This window comes from Thermoanaerobacterium thermosulfurigenes, assembly GCF_051201035.1.
GTDB classification, from domain to species: domain Bacteria; phylum Bacillota; class Thermoanaerobacteria; order Thermoanaerobacterales; family Thermoanaerobacteraceae; genus Thermoanaerobacterium; species Thermoanaerobacterium thermosulfurigenes.
This window is the reverse complement of sequence record NZ_JBPODR010000001.1, coordinates 19,303-37,599: the sequence shown is the minus strand read 5'-3', so window position 1 is coordinate 37,599 and position 18,297 is coordinate 19,303. Positions and strand designations below refer to the sequence as shown.

The following is an 18,297-nucleotide window of genomic DNA, read 5'->3' as shown; positions in this document are numbered from 1 at the left end:
TTACACTAACTTAATGAATAAATTATTGTACTTTGCTACTATTATAATTAAAGTATTGTCGAAAATTCATATCAGGAGGTAAAAAATGTCTGAAAAGTATGACAAAAGACGAAAGGTTTTTGACAAGATTGGAAAAACGTATGCTTTTATTTGTGCTTTTTTATTGATAGTCATCACTGTTTCTATTTTTTACTTTGTTGCAACAAAAGGGCTTTCAACGTTTATTGTTGATAAACGTTCTGTAAGCGAATTTCTTTTTGGAACCACATGGAAACCTGATAGACCTAATACTCAAGGAGGGCCTGCTGTAGGTTCACTTCAGTTCATACTGGGCTCTGTATTTGTTTCAGTTTTTGCCATTTTGATAAGTACACCTCTTAGCATATCAGCAGCTATCTTTATGGTTGAAATAGCAAAAAAACTCGGAAGAAACTTATTGCAACCCGCGATGGAGATATTCGTTGGCATCCCTTCTGTCGTATACGGTTGGATTGGACTTACCGTTTTAGTTCCCTTCATAAGTAAGCACATTGGCGGGTTAGGTTTTAGCCTGCTGGCAGGCATATTAGTATTGACGATAATGGTGCTTCCGACGATAACAAGCGTCAGTACGGATGCTATTAAGTCATTGCCTTGGGAGATACGGGAAGCTTCTTATGCACTTGGTGCCACGAGATGGCAGACGATTAGAAGGGTAATATTGCCTGCTGCAAAGTCAGGCATACTTACAGCAGTTGTATTAGGATTAGCTCGTGCTTTTGGCGAGGCTTTGGCAGTTCAAATGGTTATCGGAAACAGCCCAGCGATTCCTTTGTCGTTCTTGCAGCCTATGTCCACGATTACATCTATTATCACTATGGATATGGCAAATACGGTGACAGGTTCAACTTGGAATAATGCTCTTTGGTCCTTGGCATTATTGTTGCTGCTAATATCGTTTGGATTTATTCTCATAATAAGGCTTGTTGGCAGGAGGAGCATGTACAAATGAAATCAAAATTTTACGATAAGCTGGCTACTATATATTTTTACGTTGTGGCAGGAGTCATAGTGCTTTTTCTTTTATCTCTTATAAGTTATATATTGTATCAAGGTAGAAGTGAATTAAATTTGCATTTTATATTGACACCTCCAAAATTCATGGAGAAAGGTGGAGGTATAGCTCCACAGATTTTTAATTCATTGTTGCTTTTAGTGATAACGCTCATTATTTCAGTTCCAATTGGAGTTGGTGCAGGACTTTACATGGCGGAGTATTCAAGACCCAGCAAAATAACTGAGTTAATTAGATTGTCAACAGAAACGTTGTCGTCATTGCCATCGATTGTGGTAGGATTATTTGGCCTTTTAATTTTTGTGAATATGCTTCATTGGGGGTATTCCTTGATGTCAGGTGCATTGGCCCTTACTGTATTAAATTTGCCTGTTATGGCCAGAGTCAGTGAGGACGCCATAAAAAGCGTTTCATCTTCATTAAAGGAAGCAAGTTTTGCATTAGGTGCTACTAAGTGGCAAACGATAGTAAAAGTGCTTATTCCATCTGCTTTGCCAGGACTTGTGACAGGCATAATACTTACTTCTGGTAGGATTTTTGGAGAAGCTGCTGCACTTTTATACACGGCTGGTATGAGTACACCTATGCTTAATTTTAAAGTTTTAAACCCTTTAGTGCCAGGTTCTCCATTTTATCCATTTAGAGCTGCTGAGACTTTGGCTGTATATATTTGGAAAGTCAACAGTGAAGGGCTTGCACCAGATGCCAGGCAAATTGCTGATGGTTCAGCGGCAGTTCTTCTCATAATAGTGTTGGTGTTTAACATTTTAGCCCGTTGGCTTGGTAATGTTTTATATAAAAAGATGACAGGCGGAAAATAATGCAATATAATTATTATAGAAAGGGGAAACCTTTTTCATGAAAAAAATTGAAGTAAGGGATCTTGATTTGTTTTATGGTCAGATGCAGGCGCTTAAAAAGATAAATATCGATGTAGAAGAAAACAGCGTTATGGCTTTGATTGGTCCATCTGGCTGTGGAAAGTCTACTTTTTTAAGGACATTGAACAGGATGAATGACCTTATAGATGGTGTGACTATTAAAGGAACTGTCATGATAGACAATCAAAATATATACAAAGATGTTGATGCGATAGAGCTTAGAAAAAGGGTAGGGATGGTGTTTCAGAAGCCAAATCCTTTTCCAATGACCATATACGATAATATCGCATATGGTCCGCGAATACACGGACAGAAAAATAAGAAAATATTAAATGAGATAGTTGAAAAAAGTTTAAAAGATGCAGCCCTTTGGGATGAAGTAAAGGATAGGCTTAATGATTCTGCATTAGGCTTATCAGGTGGTCAGCAGCAGAGATTGTGCATAGCAAGGACATTAGCTATTGAGCCAGAGATAATATTGATGGATGAGCCAACATCTGCTCTCGATCCGATTTCAACCATGAAGATAGAAGAATTAATCGACCAATTGAAGAATAAATATACTATAGTTATAGTGACACACAATATGCAGCAGGCTGGAAGGGTATCTGACTCAACCTCATTTTTCTTAAATGGCGAGATAATCGAGACAGGAAAAACTGAGGATATATTTTATAATCCACGTGACAAGCGCACAGAGGATTATATAACAGGAAGATTTGGTTAAAGGAGGTGTTATTGTGAACAGGACACATTTTGAAAAAGAGTTGGAGGATTTGCATTACGATATCTTAAAGATGGGTGCAATGGTTGAAGAAGCTATCGGGAATTCCATATTATCTTTAATAAACCATGATGTAGAACTGGCTCAGAAGGTAATCGATCAAGATGACAGGATAGATGAAAAAGAAGTGGAAATTGACGATAGATGCTCCAGGATAATTCTGACACAGCAACCGTTGGCAAAAGATCTTAGGATTGTCCTTACAGGTCTAAAGATAAACACTGATTTGGAGAGAATGGCAGATCATGCGGTAGACATAGCAAAAACCACGATCAGGATAGCACATCAGACGTATATTAAGCCTCTTATTGATATACCAAGGATGAGCGATATCGTGAGAGAGATGGTTAAGCTGTCTCTTGACTCTTATGTAAATCAAGATACAGAATTAGCAAAGACCATCAATCAAAAAGATGATATTGTTGACAGTTTATACAAGCAGATTTTTAGAGAGCTTCTTACGTATATGATAGAAGATCCAAAAAACATCGATCAAGCTGCACAGTTTTTATTTGTGGCACGCTACTTGGAGAGAATAGCAGATCATGCGACAAATATATGTGAATGGGTAATATACCTTGATAGTGGGCAGCATATAGACCTAAATGAATAAAATTAGAAAACACCTTTTTAGGTGTTTTTTTTGTATACTTTTTTTAATACTGCAAAAGATATAAATCGAGGTGATGTTAAATGCCACTTGCTTACATAATATTATCCATAACAGGCCTATTTGTTCTGTTTGGATTTGCTCATAGAGTCTTAGACAGGATGAAAATGACAGATACATGGGCTCTTATAATAATAATGGGTATGATTGTTGGTACATTTTTGCCAGATATACCGCTGGGGAAAAAAATATCTATAAACATAGGAGGTGCTGTGATACCGGCAGCCGTTGCAGTCTATTTATTCATTAGAGCGGAAAGAGGCGTTGAGAGGATAAACGCTATAGTGTCATCTATATTGGCAGGAACTGCTGTTTACTTGGCTGGAAAGTTACTGCCAAGTGAACCAGAAGCTATGTTCATAGAGCCTAACTATGTTTATGGCATTATCAGTGGTTTGATCGCTTATTTGTTTGGCAGATCAAGAAGGTGTGCTTTTATCGCCGGTGTTATGGGAGTCATTTTAAGCGACTTGGCAGAAGGTATTACAAATATAATTTTAGCAAGACCGGGTACGATTTCTGTAGGAGGGGCAGGTGCATTTGATACTGTAGTCATATCAATGATAGTAGCCGTATTTTTCTCTGAGATACTTGGTGAAACAAGAGAAAAAATACAAGGAGGTACATCAAAAAAGGGTACAGAACCGCATTTAACCAGCAGCCTTTTAAGCGAGGACGATATTGAAGCTATTAGAGAAAAATATCGCAAAAAGGACAGTGATGATTCAGATGAGAAATAAAAAAGCGATTGCGTTAATGCTATTGATTGTATTCGTGTCTTTTTCATTTGTAAAAATAAATGCCGATGATTGGAGCGGCAAAGACGGTGGATACTATACGGTATATCTGAACAAGACGAATAATGTGCTTTTTAGGATTTCTTGGGACTTAAAAGTAAATGATATGTATTTATCACATGACAATAAAATGTACAAGATAATAAAAGTCGATAAAAAAAATGACAAAGCTTATGCGACGTATTTAAAGACGGTAAAGCTTCCGGATGTCAACATAGAAGAAGTTTCTCAAGCAATGGCTCAAAAAACTGGCGAAAGAAAAATTGCAATGTATTCTACACATAGCGATGAATCATATATACCGACGGATGGAACTGCTAGTATCTATGGACATGGAGGCATATATAAAGTTGATGCATCGTTAAGCAATGCTCTGTCGAAAAAGGGTATAAAAACATTTGTTGATGAGACACTTTATTTGCCACATGATGCAATGGCGTATAGGCGCTCTCGCGTTGGTGCATTAAAAATTTTAAAAAACGATAGACCTGATTTGCTGCTTGATATACACAGGGATGCTGCACCGTACCAAGATTATATACGAAAAATAGCAGGCACAAATGCGACAGGTGTTAGACTTGTTTTAGGCAGAACAAATGCAAATTTAAAAGCCAATCAAGATTTAGCTTTTCGAATAAAAGCAATAGCAGACAAGGAATATCCTAATTTGATAAAAGATATTTTTTATGGAAGCGGTGACTACAATCAAGATTTAACTCCTAATTCGTTATTATTGGAATTTGGCACAGATACGCATACAAGGCAAAGAGCAGAGGAATCAGCCAAATTTATGGCTGACGTTCTTACCAAAGCTGTATATGGTGCAGATGAGAAGAAACAAGTTGGAACCTTGACTAATACACAAAAAGGAACGACGTCACAAAACAATTCTGCAGGTTGGGGAATTTGGATCCTTATAGGTGTAGCTGTTTTTTCGATTGTAGGATTTATGTTTTTAAGTACAGGTGGACGAGAGATGATGTCAAAGATAAAAGATTATACAAAGAAAGAATTCAGCAGTTTTTTAGGAATTTTCAATCGAGATAAGAAGTAATCTGATCGGTGCGGTAAAGCACCATTTTTATAGTGTGGTGATAAAACTGAAAATAGTATACTACAGCTATTACGGATGTTTTTCATCGGTCATTGCAGCGTATATTCATACAGGATATTTAAAAGATAAAGTATCAAAAGACACTATATTTTCTTTGCCAGAAATGCTTGACTTAGACTACGGTGAACTAAAATACATAGGATTTGATGAAAACTTACATGAAGTTTATGTCATAGGCATGAAAAGTTTTAGCGATAACATAAAAAAGACATTAGAAGGGCTTAGAAAGATTTACAATTTGGAGTATGACAAATTAATATTTATCGATACAAGCATGTATGAACCCAAATATCTTAAATTTATTTTTCCAATAAGAAAGATTGTGCTTTTAAAAAAGATTTCTGATGAAATTTTATACAATTGGTTAATTAAGCGTTTTGATGGAATTAAAAATTTAGTTGAAGAATTTAAAAGACATGGTGCTGAGGAGAAAACATGATTATAGCTTATGTTTGTTATGGAAGTGCTCATTCATCAATTGTGGCGGCAGCGATTCACGTTGGATTTCTTCCTAATGATAGGATTCCTGCTTTTGAAGAATTCCTGTCTTTACCTCATTATGATATGACAGAAGGTAATCAGATAGGTATTCCATTTTACATGGGTGTTGATGAATTTAACAATGATGTGTACGCAATTGGAGCCAAAAGCGGGAGAAAGATCATGATGAAGGCCGTAAAAAGCTTTTTAAGGGAATCTGGAATACATGAAGAAAAAATAATGCTTATTGATACATTGCCAGCTATTGGACTTATGACGAAGTTTGGTGGCATGACATCCAGAAGATTTAAAATGATATCTATTGGCAGACCTTTTACTGTCTATGGAATAATAAAAAAGTACAAAAACTTTTTAGACATAGTAAACAGTGTGAAGTCCAGATTAAAAGAGCTTGACTAAGTCCTTCTATTAATTCATAATATTATTGGATGATTAGTAGGAGGATATTAAATGGCATACCATAAAATAAAAGATGTACTAAAAGATAGCATTGCTGATGAATTGGGGATTGAGCCAGGTGATACGCTTATATCGATAAATGGCAGTGAAATAACAGATTTAATAGATTATAAGTTTCAAATAGCTAATGAAAATATAGAGCTTTTAATAAAAAAGGAAAATGGAGAGGAATATATTTACGAGATTGAGAAAGATTACGATGATGACTTGGGTCTTATTTTTGAGACAGGGATCATAGATAAGCTAAAACACTGCAGGAATAAGTGTGTTTTTTGTTTTGTTGATCAATTGCCTAAGAATGTAAGGCATAGTTTGGCTTTCAAAGATGATGATTACCGCTTGTCTTTTTTGCAAGGCAATTTTGTGACGCTTACTAATGTAAGTGATGAAGAATTTTCCAGGATTATAAGGTATAAGATGTCTCCAATATACTTGTCTGTTCATGCTACAGACGATGAGATCCGCAAAAGGATGATGAGAAACCCAAATGCCGGAGGGATTTTAGACAAGATAAAAGAGCTTATTAAAAATGGTATTGAAGTACACTGCCAAGTAGTCTTGTGTCCTGGTCTCAACGACGGGCAAATCCTTGATAAGACTATTGAGGATCTGTCAAGGCTTTTTCCAGGAGTAAAATCAGTTGCGGTGGTGCCTGTTGGACTTACAGACCATAGAGAAGGGCTTTTTGAGCTTAAAACATTTGATAAAGAAGGGGCACAAGAGGTATTAGATAAAATATCTAAATGGCAGAAAAGATTGAAAAGCGATATAAAAACATCATTTGTATTTGCAGCGGATGAATTTTACGTTTTAGCAGACGTAGACATACCTGATTATAATGCGTATGAGAATTTCCCGCAAATTGAAAATGGTGTAGGCCTTATGGCCATGTTTAAAAAGCAGTTTGTAGATTACTACAAAAAAATTGGAGATGTGAAGCCTAAAAATAGTTTTTGTGTTATAACGGGAGTGTCAGCATATAAATTTATTAAGGAACTTGTTTATATGCTAGATAAAAAAGGTGTAGATATTAAAGTCGTTCCAATAATTAATAATTTCTTTGGCAAAAAGATAACTGTTTCAGGTCTTATAACAGGTGGCGATATTATAAATCAGTTGAAAGGCAAAATAAATGGTGAAACTTTAATAATACCCGATTCCATGATAAAAGAAGGTACTGACTCATTTTTAGATGATGTGACAATAGATGATGTGGAAAAGGAGCTTAATACAAAAGTATTAGTTTCCGAAGTAGATGGCAAAAAATTTATACAAAAGATAATTGGAAGGTGATACGATGGCATATCCTATGGTAGGAATTGTAGGTAGACCAAATGTTGGGAAATCGACGCTTTTTAATAAGATAACTGGACAGCGCATTTCAATAGTTGAAGATCAACCTGGTGTAACAAGAGATAGAATTTATTTTGAGACGGAATGGATGGATAAAAGGTTTATATTGGTTGACACAGGAGGGCTTGAGCCAGATTCGGAAGATGAGTTTTTTTCGAAAATAAAGATGCAAGTTGAAGCTGCTTTAAAAACGGTTGATTTGATTTTATTTGTAATTGATGGAAAAGAAGGCGTAAGTCCTGTTGATGAGGATATAGCAGCTATGTTAAGGAAATCTCGCAAGAAAGTTTTGCTTGTATTAAACAAAGTTGACAACTTTAAAGAAATGCCTATTAGCTATTATGATTCGATGCGACTTGGATTTGGAGAGCCAATAGCAATATCAGCATCTAATGGATTAGGCATAGGAGATTTGTTGGATGAAGTCATTGAAAATATACCTGATCATATAGACGAATACGATGAAGAAACTATTAAAATATCTTTTATAGGGAAGCCAAACGTAGGGAAGTCTTCTCTCGTCAATAAGATATTGGGCGAAGAAAGGGCCATCGTCAGCGACATACCTGGTACTACAAGAGATGCTCTTGACACGTACTTTGAAAAAGATGACAGAAAATACGTCATAATCGATACGGCAGGCATGAGAAAAAAAGGAAGAATAGAGGATAAGATTGAAAGATACAGCGTTTTGAGGGCTTTAGCTGCAATTGATAGATCTGACATATGCATTCTTGTAATAGATGCTACTGAAGGCCCTACTGAGCAAGATACCAAAATTGCCGGTTATGCTTTTGAGCAGAATAAAGCAATGATAATTGCGGTAAACAAATGGGATCTCATTGAAAAAGATAATAGCACTGTAAATGAATATACAAAGCTTATAAGGGAGAAGTTTTCTTTTATGAGTTTTGCTCCAATAACGTATATATCAGCTAAAACCGGACAAAGGTTAAATAAGCTTTTTGAACTAATAAATAGCGTTTGGGGAGAGTACAATAAAAGGATTTCTACTGGTACGTTAAACAATGTGATAAGCGAAGCATTGCTTATAAATCCGCCACCTGCAGAAAAAGGCCGCGTATTAAAAGTATACTACATGACGCAATTTGGCATAAAGCCACCATCGTTTGCGGTATTTGTAAATGATCCAGAGATAATGCATTTTTCGTATGTGAGGTTTATAGAGAATACACTGAGAGATAATTTTGGATTTGAAGGCGTGCCATTAAAAATTGAAGTTAGAAAAAAAGGCGAAAAGTAAAGGAGGTGAATCTACGGTGAAGATAGCATTAGTCGCTATACTTGCCTATTTAATTGGGTCGTTTAACAGTGCTTATTTTTTTACTAATTTTATCAAAAAAACCGATATAAGAAAGTACGGCAGTGGAAATGCTGGGGCTACAAACGTCATGAGGGTTCTTGGATTTAAAGTCGCTTTTTTTGTATTTTTATTTGATGTATTAAAAGGAGTTTTAGCTGTACTTCTTGGTAGGTTTATTGCTGGGAATATAGGTGGCTATGTTGCAGGAATCGCAGTAGTGATGGGGCACAATTGGCCTGTTTTCTTGGGATTTAAAGGTGGTAAAGGAGTAGCTACAAGCTTTGGAGCTATTGTAACCATAAGTCCTGTCATTGCGGTTTTGTCGCTTATAATAGGAATTGCTATTATCACTATCAGCAAATATGTTTCGCTTGGTTCTATAATAGGAGCAGTTTCATTTCTACTATTTAATATTATTTATTACAAATCATCTAATATGTTGGTATTTGCAATACTGATTACATCAATGGCTGTGTTTCAGCACAGAGCGAATATAAAACGATTACTCAATGGAACTGAATCGAAATTTGGACAAAAAACAAATATAAAGTAAAGAGGGATTTACAAATGGACATTGCAGTATTAGGAGCAGGCAGTTGGGGAACAGCAATGGCGATTCATTTGGATTCTATGAATCACAATGTTTGCATGTGGACAAGGGATCAAAAGCAAATGGAAGAAATCAAAAAAACGGGCTATAATAGAAAGTACCTTGATGCAAAATTGCCGAAAAGCATTGATATAACTACTGACATGAGTCATGCAGTTAAAAACAAGAAAATAATAGTTTTAGCAGTTCCCTCACATGCAGTAAGATATGTGGTAGAAATGATAAAAGGGTTAATTGACAAGTCGGCGATAATTGTAAATTTAGCAAAGGGTCTTGAAACTTCCAGTTTAAAAAGGATGTCTCAGGTTATACAAGAGATAGTGGATAATCCAGTTGTTGTGCTTTCTGGACCAAGCCATGCAGAGGAAGTCTGTAGGCACATACCTACAGCATGTGTTATTTCATCAAGCGATATAAATGCATGTGAATATGTGCAAGATGTAATGATGGATGAAAATTTCAGGTTGTATATAAATAAAGACTTGATAGGTGTTGAATTAGGTGGATCTCTTAAAAATATCATTGCATTAGGTGCTGGCATATCAGACGGGCTTGGTTTTGGGGATAATACTAAGGCTGCACTTATGACAAGAGGACTTGCTGAAATCACTCGTTTAGGCGTTGCATTAGGTTCCGATCCACTTACATTTTTAGGATTGACAGGCATGGGAGATCTTATTGTAACATGTACAAGCATGTATTCCCGCAACAGAAAGGCTGGCACAAAAATAGGGCAAGGCAAATCATTAGACGAAGCGTTAAATGAAATCGGAATGGTTGTAGAAGGCGTTAATACGACGAAATCAGCTTATGAACTTTCTAAAATTCATAACATTGAGATGCCAATAACTAATGAAATTTATTCGATACTATTTGAAGGTAAAAATCCCAGGGAAGCTGTATATTCATTGATGACACGCAATAAGAAGCATGAGATGGAGGGCATATAAAATTGTGTCCTCTTTTTTATTCATAATTGTCTATTTCCCTCATATATATGTAGTGTTAAAGTATAAAAACTATATTTATCTTTAAGAAGGAGGGAAATGATGTGGAAAATTACGATATTTATAAGGATATAGCAGAAAGAACAGAAGGCGATATATACATAGGCGTCGTAGGTCCTGTTCGTACTGGGAAATCAACATTTATAAAGAGATTTATGGATATATTGGTATTGCCGAATATCGACAATTTAAACCTTAAAGAGAGAGTCCAGGATGAGTTGCCTCAGAGCGCAGCAGGTAAAACAATAATGACTACGGAGCCTAAATTTGTACCGGAGAAAGCGGTAGAAATTTCACTAAACGAAAACACCAGCTTCAGTGTAAGATTAGTGGATTGCGTAGGATACATGGTTAAAGGTGCAATGGGATATTTAGAAGGCGATAAACCGAGAATGGTTACTACTCCATGGTATGACTATGAAATTCCATTTGAAGAAGCTGCTGAAATAGGAACTAAAAAAGTAATAAATGACCATTCAACAATTGGATTGGTCGTGACGACAGATGGCAGCATTACAGAGATACCAAGAGATAACTATGTAGAATCAGAAGAAAGAGTTGTAAAAGAGTTAAAAGAAATACATAAACCATTTATAATATTACTGAATTCCACACATCCAGATGACGCCGACACAGTTAAATTAGCAAAAGAAATGGAAATGAAGTACGACGTGCCAGTGGTTGTAGTAAATGTTCTTAAGATGAGTATGGCTGATATTAAAAATATACTTGAAAAAGTGCTTTATGAATTTCCAATTACAGAGCTTAATATTGATCTGCCAAGATGGGTGGATGTACTTGAAAATGAGCACTGGCTAAAACAAAGCATAATGAGTACAGTTAAACAAAGTATAGATGAGTTATTTAGATTGAGGGATATAAAAAAGACAGTTGATGCCATAAAGTCCAATGAACACATGGCTGATGTAGTGATTAAAAAGATAGATCCAGGTGAAGGCATTGCGGACATAGAAGCAAAGACAAAGGAAGGCCTTTTCTTTAAAATATTAAGTGATGAATGCGGTCTTGAAATACGCGGTGACAGAGATCTTATGAAAATGATGAAAGAGTTATCATACGCAAAGGTTGAGTACGATAAATTAAAGGATGCCATTGAAGATGCTAAGAAAAAAGGCGTAGGTGTTGTTCCTGCCAGCATAGATAACATGGAATTTGAAAAGCCAGAGATAGTAAGACAGGGTGGCAGCTTCGCTGTAAGGCTTAAAGCATCTGCACCTTCCCTTCACATATTCAGAACGGATGTTACAACTGAAGTATCGCCAATCGTCGGCACAGAAAAGCAAAGTGAAGATTTCGTTAAATACATTACAGAACAGTTTGAAAATGATCCGGATAAAATCTGGGAATCAAATATATTCGGGAAATCTCTAAGCGATCTTGTAAAAGAAGGGATGCAAAACAAGCTTGGCAAGATTCCAGACAATGTAAGCATGAGGCTAAGGGATACGCTTGAGCGAATTGTCAATGATGGAGGTGGCGGCATAATCTGCATCATATTGTGATACTTGATTTTTTAAACATTACGTTTTATAATACTATTGTAAGATGTCTGGGTGTGGCGCAGTTGGTAGCGCGCCAGAATGGGGTTCTGGAGGTCGCTGGTTCAAATCCAGTCACTCAGACCATTACTTACAGTCATGCGGGTTTTAAGAGTTATCCACAGGACAAAAAATAAAATGGTCAATATAAAATACAAAAACATATTTGAAATTACTTAACCACTCGACTAAAGGAGTGGTTATTTTGTTGCTTAATATGGAATTTGTTTTTATATCTTAGATTTTTCAACAGCCCTTATTCTGTTCATGGCACTGGGGTGCGTATAAGAAAACCACTCGATGAATTTTGGAGGTTCTACATCGGATAAGCTTTTTTCTGCTAAATCTACCTGCAACTTGATCACTGCATTTTTATCATGAAGATATTGGGCGGAAAGCAAATCAGCTTGTCTTTCCATTTGCCTTGATACAAAATTTTGAATTGGATTTGTATCGAAATTGACAAGCAACATAAAAAGATAAAACACTGAGATTATATAGGGACTATATCTGAGGCTTTGCGCTTTGATGATACTCGTTTTTAAAAGAATATTGAATATAAAGAATATTATAAAGATCCCAAATGAACCAATTATTATGCTCTTTAAAACGTGATTTTCTTTCCAATGGGCGGCTTCGTGGGCAATTACAGCTTTTATTTCGTCCTGCGGATATTTTTTTAGCAGCGTATCGTAAAGGACTATTTTACTTGTGCTGCCAAAACCATAGAAATATGCATTTGCAAGTGTCGTTCGCTTGCTGGCATCCATTTCTTCGACTCTGTCAATTTTTATTCCTGCGTTTTTTGATATGTCATTTACCATGCTAAGGATAGTTGGATCTGTAATAGGTGTAAATTTATTGAACATAGGTGCTATAAAAGACGGCCAAATAAAATTTTGCAAAAATAACATTGCAGTAAGAAATATTGATGCATATACCCACCAAGTTTTTTGAAATTTATTTATAGCAAAGAATAGCAAAACTATTCCTACGCTGGATAGAACAATATCTATTAGCGAGTTTTTAATGTAATCTAACCACCATGATTGAATTGTTTGCACGGAGAATCCCCATTTTACTTGTAGCCTGTATGAATAGAAACTAAATGGCAGTGATAACAACTTTAAAATTATCCACAATAATAGAAAAAAGATGAATACACTTAGATAATAATGCTTTCCACTAATTCTTTCACATATTTTTGATAATTTAATTGAGAGTCCGCCAAAAACAAACCAAAGCAAAAAAATCAATTGAACTAAAAAAGAAGAAATATACAATAATCTATTTTCTTTGTGGTATGGGATAGATTTTTCTACTGTATAGTGTGAAAAAAATTTATATACGTCTTGAGATACGATATTAGGTGTAAGTGTGTAGTATATGTACAAAGATGAAAATAACAATGCGACAAACGTCAGCAAAAACCATATTTTATTAAACTTTACGTACAATCTAATCACCTCTTTCTACAGATTATTACCATGAATATATTATATTATATGCAAAGATGGATTTAAAATTATTTTACTTTATTTTGGCATGTATGTGCTATAATTAAGATAGATTTATCATTGGAAGGTGCAATAATGAAGACATTATTGGTGGCATTAAACGCTAAATACTATCATACAAATTTAGCCATAAGAAATATTAAGCTGTATTGTAATTCTATTGACATCCAGTTTTTGGAAATGACCATAAATGATGATTTGGATTTAATTTTACATACTATCCTAAATAAAAGGCCTGATGTAATTGGATTCTCATGCTATATATGGAATATAGATAAAGTGTTGAAGCTTTGTGAATACATAAAAAAGGTCAATAAAGATATTTTAATAGTTCTTGGAGGACCTGAAGTATCTTTTGATTCAGATGATTTATTGAAAATTGGTGTTGCAGATTTTATTGTGTTAGGCGAAGGGGAAGCAACTTTCAAGAATCTTCTACAAAAAATCCATAATGGCGAAAATGTGTATGACTTAAATGGCATAAGTTATATGAAGGATGGAAAAGTAATATCAAGAGAAAATACTGATTATGTTTGCTTGGATGATATTCCATTTCCTTATGATGGGGAGGATATTTCCAATAAGCTTGTGTATTATGAGACATCCAGAGGGTGTCCTTTTAGATGTTCTTATTGCTTATCATCTCTTGATAATAAGTTGAGATATGCCAGCATTGAAAAAGTCAGAGATGATTTAGAGAAGCTGACAAACATGGGCGCAAAAATTGTAAAGCTTATTGACAGATCTTTTGACAGCAATATAAAAAGAGCGGTAGAAATATTAGACATAATAAGAGGTTTGAGGAGCGACACAGTATTTCATTGTGAAGTTAATCCTGAATTAGTCAATGAAGTATTTATAAATAGCTTAAAAGGCATAGAAGACAGAATTCAATTTGAAGTAGGCATACAGACGACTAACAAGGAAACTTTAAAGAACGTGTCGAGAAATCCAGACGTTAGTGGTGCATTAAATGGCATAAAACTTATCATCAATGCAGGTGTAAAGGTGCATGTAGATCTAATCGCTGGATTGCCTGGCGATGACTTTGATTCGATTGTAAAATCTTTTAACGACGTATATAAGTTAAATCCTGATGAAATTCAGTTGGGCTTTTTAAAGCTTCTAAAAGGGACCAGAATTAGAAAAAACAAAGATATCTATGGCATCAAATATAAAAGTGACCCACCGTATGAAGTTCTGATGACCAATACAATATCTTACATGGAGCTGTATGAGCTTAAAAATATCGCTTTCTTATTAGATAAGTATTACAATTCTGGGAAATTTAAAATGTCATTAAGATTTTTGCTTGATTTTTTTAAAGATCCATTTGAATTGTACAGCCGTTTGAATTGTTTTTGGGAAGAAAACGGATTTTATGGGAAAAAGCATTCTTTAAATGATTTATTTGATATTATTTATAGATTTGCCCTTTCGGGAGGTGTAGATACTGATTATTTTAAAGATTATTTAAGGTTTGACTATTTGTACTCTACTAACAATAAGGCATATCCTGATTGCCTTAAAGAGGATAAAAAAGTACCAGATGAAGTAAAATCATTGTTGCGGAATGATGAATGGTTAAAGCGCAATCTACCGGCAGCAATTGGTATGTCTAACTCTGAAAAAAATAAGAATCTCTCTATAGGCTTTTTTAAGCATGATGTTTTAAATATAGAAGGAGGAAATGTGTACATAACCTTCCTTCACTGTGATGATAAAACATATTATGCAAAAATAAATGTTTAAGGTGGTGTAGTATGTCAAAGACGCTTGTCATAGCACACCGCGGTGATTCTAAAAATGCTCCGGAAAATACGCTGTCATCATTTAAGAGAGCCGTTGATGTAGGCTCAGACGGAATAGAATTGGATGTACAGCTTAGCAAAGACGGATATCTTGTGGTAATACACGATGAGCGAGTAGATAGGACAACTGACGGAATAGGATATGTTAAGGACTATACATTGAAAGAGCTTAAAAGACTAAGCGCAGGAATAAAATTTGGCAGAAATTATATGAATGAGAAGATACCTACTTTAACAGAGGTTTTTGAGCTACTGGAAAATAAGAGTATATTGGTAAACATAGAGATAAAAAGTGGCTTGATATCATATCCAGGGATAGAAGAGAAACTGGTTAACTGTATATTTGAATATAATTTTGAGGATTTGGTTTTAATATCATCATTTAATCATTATAGCTTAAAGACAGTGAAGGATATTGAACCAAGGCTTAACATTGGACTTTTGTATGAATGTGGACTTGTTGAACCGTGGCATATTGCAAATAGGATGCACGCATATTCGCTTCATCCATTTTATGTAAATATAATACCTGAGGTTGTGAAAGGTTGCAAATCGAATAATGTCCAATTGTTTCCGTGGACGATTGATGATGAAGAACTTATGAAAAACATGATACGATTGGGTGTTGATGGAATAATCACTAATGATCCGTCAAAACTGATTGATTTAGAGAAAAAACTACATTAGTTTTACAGGAGGACATGGTATGAAATCAAACAAGTGGATGAAAGATATGAGATTAAAAGAAAAGATAGAGTACATTTGGGATTATTATAAGATACACATAATAGTGGGGATTATCGTTGTAGCTATAGTTGCATCATTTGTCAATTCAATTTTGACAAACAAAAATTACGTATTTGACTTCTCAATGATAGGAACATCGATAAATTTTGATAAGGAGATGAATTTCCAGAATACCATAACAAAAGAACTTTTAGGAACTGATAAAGGGAAAAATCAAGCATTAGTTGAATTTTACATGTTGACAAAAGGCAGTGACGAAAAATTTCAGCTTGATCCCACATCTGTACAAAAACTTATGGTTAAGATCTCTGCTGAAGAAGTGGATGTTATAGCGCTTGATAAGGATAATTTCTATGCATTAGGAAATCAAGGAGCATTTTTAAATCTTGACACTGTAAAAAATCTTGATTTAAGTGGATTGGATACAGAGAAACTTCCTGCTTCAAAAGATGTCAAAGCTGGCACATATGGCATTTATCTCGACAAAGATAATAAATATTTAGATGGGATTGGATATGATTATCATGACAATATAATTGCTGTGCTATCTAATTCTAAAAACAAAGACTTGTCAGTAAAATTCCTTAAATGGCTTCTTGATATAAAGTAGTTTTTCATGTATACTATGAATGTATTTTCAAAACTTGCTTATTGTGAATATTGACGAGGTGATAGTGTGAAAGAAAAAATAAAGCTTCTTAAAGGTGATATAACAGAGCAAGAGGTTGATGCAATTGTAAATGCTGCCAATTCTGGCCTTTTAGGTGGTGGCGGTGTAGATGGTGCTATACATAGAGCTGGCGGGAAAGTCATAGATGAAGAATGTAGAGAAATAAGAGATAGAGAAGGTGGTTGTCCAACCGGAAAAGCTGTAATAACACACGGAGGTAATCTAAAAGCAAGCTACGTTATACACGCAGTTGGGCCAATTTGGAAAGATGGGAATAATGACGAAGACAACTTATTAGCCAGCGCATACATAGAGAGTTTGAAAATAGCTGATAAATACAATTTAAAGACAATTGCCTTTCCGTCTATAAGCACAGGCGCTTATGGATTTCCTGTTGAAAGGGCTGCAAAAATTGCTTTAAGGGCAGTATCTGATTATCTTGACAAAAGTCAAATCAAAGAAGTGAGATTTGTCCTTTATAGTGATAATGATTATGATGTATATTCAAAGGCTTATGATGAATTATAAATTAAAAGCAGACCAGATATTGGCCTGCTAAAAAATTCTTATTTTACTATGTTTGTCAACACAAGTCCTATCATGATTATTCCTACTATCAATCTGTAGTAAGCGAAAGGTCTTAATGGATGACTTTTAAGGTATGACAGAAATTTGTCGACAACTATCAAGGCAACGATAAATGACATTATAAAACCTACTGCTAAAGCTTCCCACTCTATAGATGTCATTGTGGCTATTCCTTTATGAAGTGATACGACTGTAGCACCAAACATTGTCGGTATAGCCAGGAAAAATGAAAACTCTGCAGCGGCCTTTACTGATAGTCCTGCCATCATTCCACCCATAATCGTCGATGCCGATCTTGACATGCCGGGGAATAGGGACATACATTGTGCAACTCCAATCCAAAACGACTTTTTGGGAGTTACTTTATCCATGTCATCGATTTTATAGTTGGAAAATGCGTTTTCTACAATAATCATCATTATTGCACCTATCACAAGTGCTATTGATACTGTAAAAGGTGAGAATAAATGTTTATCGATAAAATCATTTAGCAGAAGTCCTAAAATTGCTGATGGAATGAAAGCAATGACGATCTTAAGCCATAATCTGAATCCCCATTTATTAGGTGCTAAATTTTTAAGAGAATTCCATATTTTTTCTCTGTAATAATATACGATGGCAAGTATAGCACCTAGTTGTATGACCACTTCAAACATTGTGGCATAGGCACCTTTAAAGTTTAATAAATCACCAACGATGATCAGATGGCCTGTTGAAGATACAGGCAGAAATTCAGTCAAGCCTTCTACGATACCAAGTATAAATGCTTTGATTAAAAGAATCATAAGATACCGACTCCTTACTATTTATTTGTTAAACACTATTTAATTTTATATTAACTTTAAGTTTAA

General features: G+C 35.0%; 19 protein-coding genes and 1 tRNA gene. 18 read left to right on the top strand and 2 right to left on the bottom strand.

The window, feature by feature from the left end; translation table 11 throughout:
• Positions 1–85: 85 nt before the first annotated feature.
• The 14 genes from pstC (at position 86) to HNR52_RS00140 (ending at position 12,200) form a co-directional block, all read left to right on the top strand.
• A complete protein-coding gene (pstC, locus tag HNR52_RS00205) occupies positions 86–991 on the top strand; it encodes a phosphate ABC transporter permease subunit PstC (protein ID WP_435619352.1) in 906 nt (301 codons plus the stop codon).
• Positions 988–1,875: a phosphate ABC transporter permease PstA gene (pstA, locus tag HNR52_RS00200; RefSeq protein ID WP_435619351.1), complete on the top strand. Its 888-nt coding sequence runs from the start codon at positions 988–990 to the stop codon at positions 1,873–1,875. The genes pstC and pstA overlap by 4 nt, the downstream gene beginning before the upstream one ends.
• A 37-nt stretch (positions 1,876–1,912) precedes the next feature.
• On the top strand, positions 1,913–2,662 hold the full coding sequence (pstB, locus tag HNR52_RS00195) for a phosphate ABC transporter ATP-binding protein PstB (RefSeq protein ID WP_013787856.1): 750 nt from the start codon (positions 1,913–1,915) through the stop codon (positions 2,660–2,662).
• Positions 2,663–2,675: 13 nt separating this feature from the next.
• Positions 2,676–3,332 carry a phosphate signaling complex protein PhoU gene (phoU, locus tag HNR52_RS00190; RefSeq protein WP_013787857.1) on the top strand — a complete coding sequence of 219 codons (657 nt, stop codon included), beginning with the start codon at positions 2,676–2,678 and terminating at the stop codon, positions 3,330–3,332.
• An 80-nt stretch (positions 3,333–3,412) separates the two neighbouring features.
• Positions 3,413–4,129, top strand: coding sequence for a DUF1614 domain-containing protein (locus tag HNR52_RS00185; RefSeq protein ID WP_435619350.1), 717 nt, complete (start codon positions 3,413–3,415; stop codon positions 4,127–4,129).
• Positions 4,110–5,240: a stage II sporulation protein P gene (gene spoIIP, locus HNR52_RS00180; protein WP_435619418.1), complete on the top strand. Its 1,131-nt coding sequence runs from the start codon at positions 4,110–4,112 to the stop codon at positions 5,238–5,240. Before HNR52_RS00185 ends, spoIIP begins: the two co-directional genes overlap by 20 nt.
• Positions 5,241–5,277: 37 nt before the next feature.
• Positions 5,278–5,739 (top strand): DUF3189 family protein, encoded by a 462-nt coding sequence (locus HNR52_RS00175; protein ID WP_435619349.1) that lies wholly within the window; start codon positions 5,278–5,280, stop codon positions 5,737–5,739.
• Positions 5,736–6,200: a DUF3189 family protein gene (locus HNR52_RS00170; protein ID WP_435619348.1), complete on the top strand. Its 465-nt coding sequence runs from the start codon at positions 5,736–5,738 to the stop codon at positions 6,198–6,200. The genes HNR52_RS00175 and HNR52_RS00170 overlap by 4 nt, the downstream gene beginning before the upstream one ends.
• A 51-nt stretch (positions 6,201–6,251) precedes the next feature.
• A complete protein-coding gene (locus tag HNR52_RS00165; RefSeq protein WP_435619347.1) occupies positions 6,252–7,553 on the top strand; it encodes a DUF512 domain-containing protein in 1,302 nt (433 codons plus the stop codon).
• Between the two features lie 4 nt (positions 7,554–7,557).
• The gene (gene der, locus HNR52_RS00160) at positions 7,558–8,877 is read left to right on the top strand and encodes a ribosome biogenesis GTPase Der (RefSeq protein ID WP_013787863.1); all 1,320 of its coding nucleotides are present in this window, start codon (positions 7,558–7,560) and stop codon (positions 8,875–8,877) included.
• Between the two features lie 16 nt (positions 8,878–8,893).
• A complete protein-coding gene (gene plsY, locus HNR52_RS00155; RefSeq protein WP_013787864.1) occupies positions 8,894–9,490 on the top strand; it encodes a glycerol-3-phosphate 1-O-acyltransferase PlsY in 597 nt (198 codons plus the stop codon).
• Between the two features lie 14 nt (positions 9,491–9,504).
• Positions 9,505–10,497 carry an NAD(P)H-dependent glycerol-3-phosphate dehydrogenase gene (locus HNR52_RS00150; protein WP_435619346.1) on the top strand — a complete coding sequence of 331 codons (993 nt, stop codon included), beginning with the start codon at positions 9,505–9,507 and terminating at the stop codon, positions 10,495–10,497.
• A 101-nt stretch (positions 10,498–10,598) separates the two neighbouring features.
• Positions 10,599–12,077, top strand: a complete 1,479-nt coding sequence (spoIVA, locus tag HNR52_RS00145) for a stage IV sporulation protein A (RefSeq protein WP_435619345.1) — start codon at positions 10,599–10,601, stop codon at positions 12,075–12,077.
• A gap of 47 nt (positions 12,078–12,124) precedes the next feature.
• Positions 12,125–12,200, top strand: a tRNA-Pro gene (locus tag HNR52_RS00140).
• Positions 12,201–12,343: 143 nt separating this feature from the next.
• Here HNR52_RS00140 and HNR52_RS00135 read toward each other — a convergent pair.
• A complete protein-coding gene (locus HNR52_RS00135; RefSeq protein WP_435619344.1) occupies positions 12,344–13,570 on the bottom strand; it encodes a M48 family metallopeptidase in 1,227 nt (408 codons plus the stop codon).
• A gap of 135 nt (positions 13,571–13,705) precedes the next feature.
• On the opposite strand from HNR52_RS00135, the gene HNR52_RS00130 reads away from it, so the two are divergent.
• The 4 genes from HNR52_RS00130 to HNR52_RS00115 all read left to right on the top strand — a co-directional run bounded on the left by HNR52_RS00130 (position 13,706) and on the right by HNR52_RS00115 (position 17,386).
• Complete coding sequence (locus HNR52_RS00130; RefSeq protein ID WP_435619343.1) at positions 13,706–15,382, top strand: B12-binding domain-containing radical SAM protein; 1,677 nt, start codon at positions 13,706–13,708, stop codon at positions 15,380–15,382.
• Positions 15,383–15,393: 11 nt separating this feature from the next.
• Positions 15,394–16,128 carry a glycerophosphodiester phosphodiesterase gene (locus HNR52_RS00125; RefSeq protein WP_435619342.1) on the top strand — a complete coding sequence of 245 codons (735 nt, stop codon included), beginning with the start codon at positions 15,394–15,396 and terminating at the stop codon, positions 16,126–16,128.
• Positions 16,129–16,147: 19 nt separating this feature from the next.
• A complete protein-coding gene (locus HNR52_RS00120; RefSeq protein WP_435619341.1) occupies positions 16,148–16,798 on the top strand; it encodes an ABC transporter substrate-binding protein in 651 nt (216 codons plus the stop codon).
• Between the two features lie 66 nt (positions 16,799–16,864).
• Complete coding sequence (locus HNR52_RS00115; protein WP_085112140.1) at positions 16,865–17,386, top strand: O-acetyl-ADP-ribose deacetylase; 522 nt, start codon at positions 16,865–16,867, stop codon at positions 17,384–17,386.
• A gap of 38 nt (positions 17,387–17,424) precedes the next feature.
• Here the strand turns inward: HNR52_RS00115 and HNR52_RS00110 are convergent, their stop codons facing one another.
• The gene (locus HNR52_RS00110; RefSeq protein WP_085112139.1) at positions 17,425–18,231 is read right to left on the bottom strand and encodes an undecaprenyl-diphosphate phosphatase; all 807 of its coding nucleotides are present in this window, start codon (positions 18,229–18,231) and stop codon (positions 17,425–17,427) included.
• Between the last annotated feature and the right edge of the window lie 66 nt (positions 18,232–18,297).

Coding starts and splice junctions, on each gene's coding strand:
- pstA (WP_435619351.1), top strand. CDS start 988: ATGAAATCAAAATTTTACGATAAGCTGGCTACTATATATTTTTACGTT.
- HNR52_RS00120 (WP_435619341.1), top strand. CDS start 16,148: ATGAAATCAAACAAGTGGATGAAAGATATGAGATTAAAAGAAAAGATA.
- HNR52_RS00170 (WP_435619348.1), top strand. CDS start 5,736: ATGATTATAGCTTATGTTTGTTATGGAAGTGCTCATTCATCAATTGTG.
- HNR52_RS00165 (WP_435619347.1), top strand. CDS start 6,252: ATGGCATACCATAAAATAAAAGATGTACTAAAAGATAGCATTGCTGAT.
- HNR52_RS00130 (WP_435619343.1), top strand. CDS start 13,706: ATGAAGACATTATTGGTGGCATTAAACGCTAAATACTATCATACAAAT.
- der (WP_013787863.1), top strand. CDS start 7,558: ATGGCATATCCTATGGTAGGAATTGTAGGTAGACCAAATGTTGGGAAA.
- HNR52_RS00150 (WP_435619346.1), top strand. CDS start 9,505: ATGGACATTGCAGTATTAGGAGCAGGCAGTTGGGGAACAGCAATGGCG.
- pstB (WP_013787856.1), top strand. CDS start 1,913: ATGAAAAAAATTGAAGTAAGGGATCTTGATTTGTTTTATGGTCAGATG.
- HNR52_RS00185 (WP_435619350.1), top strand. CDS start 3,413: ATGCCACTTGCTTACATAATATTATCCATAACAGGCCTATTTGTTCTG.
- HNR52_RS00110 (WP_085112139.1), bottom strand. CDS start 18,231: ATGATTCTTTTAATCAAAGCATTTATACTTGGTATCGTAGAAGGCTTG.
- pstC (WP_435619352.1), top strand. CDS start 86: ATGTCTGAAAAGTATGACAAAAGACGAAAGGTTTTTGACAAGATTGGA.
- spoIIP (WP_435619418.1), top strand. CDS start 4,110: ATGATTCAGATGAGAAATAAAAAAGCGATTGCGTTAATGCTATTGATT.
- HNR52_RS00125 (WP_435619342.1), top strand. CDS start 15,394: ATGTCAAAGACGCTTGTCATAGCACACCGCGGTGATTCTAAAAATGCT.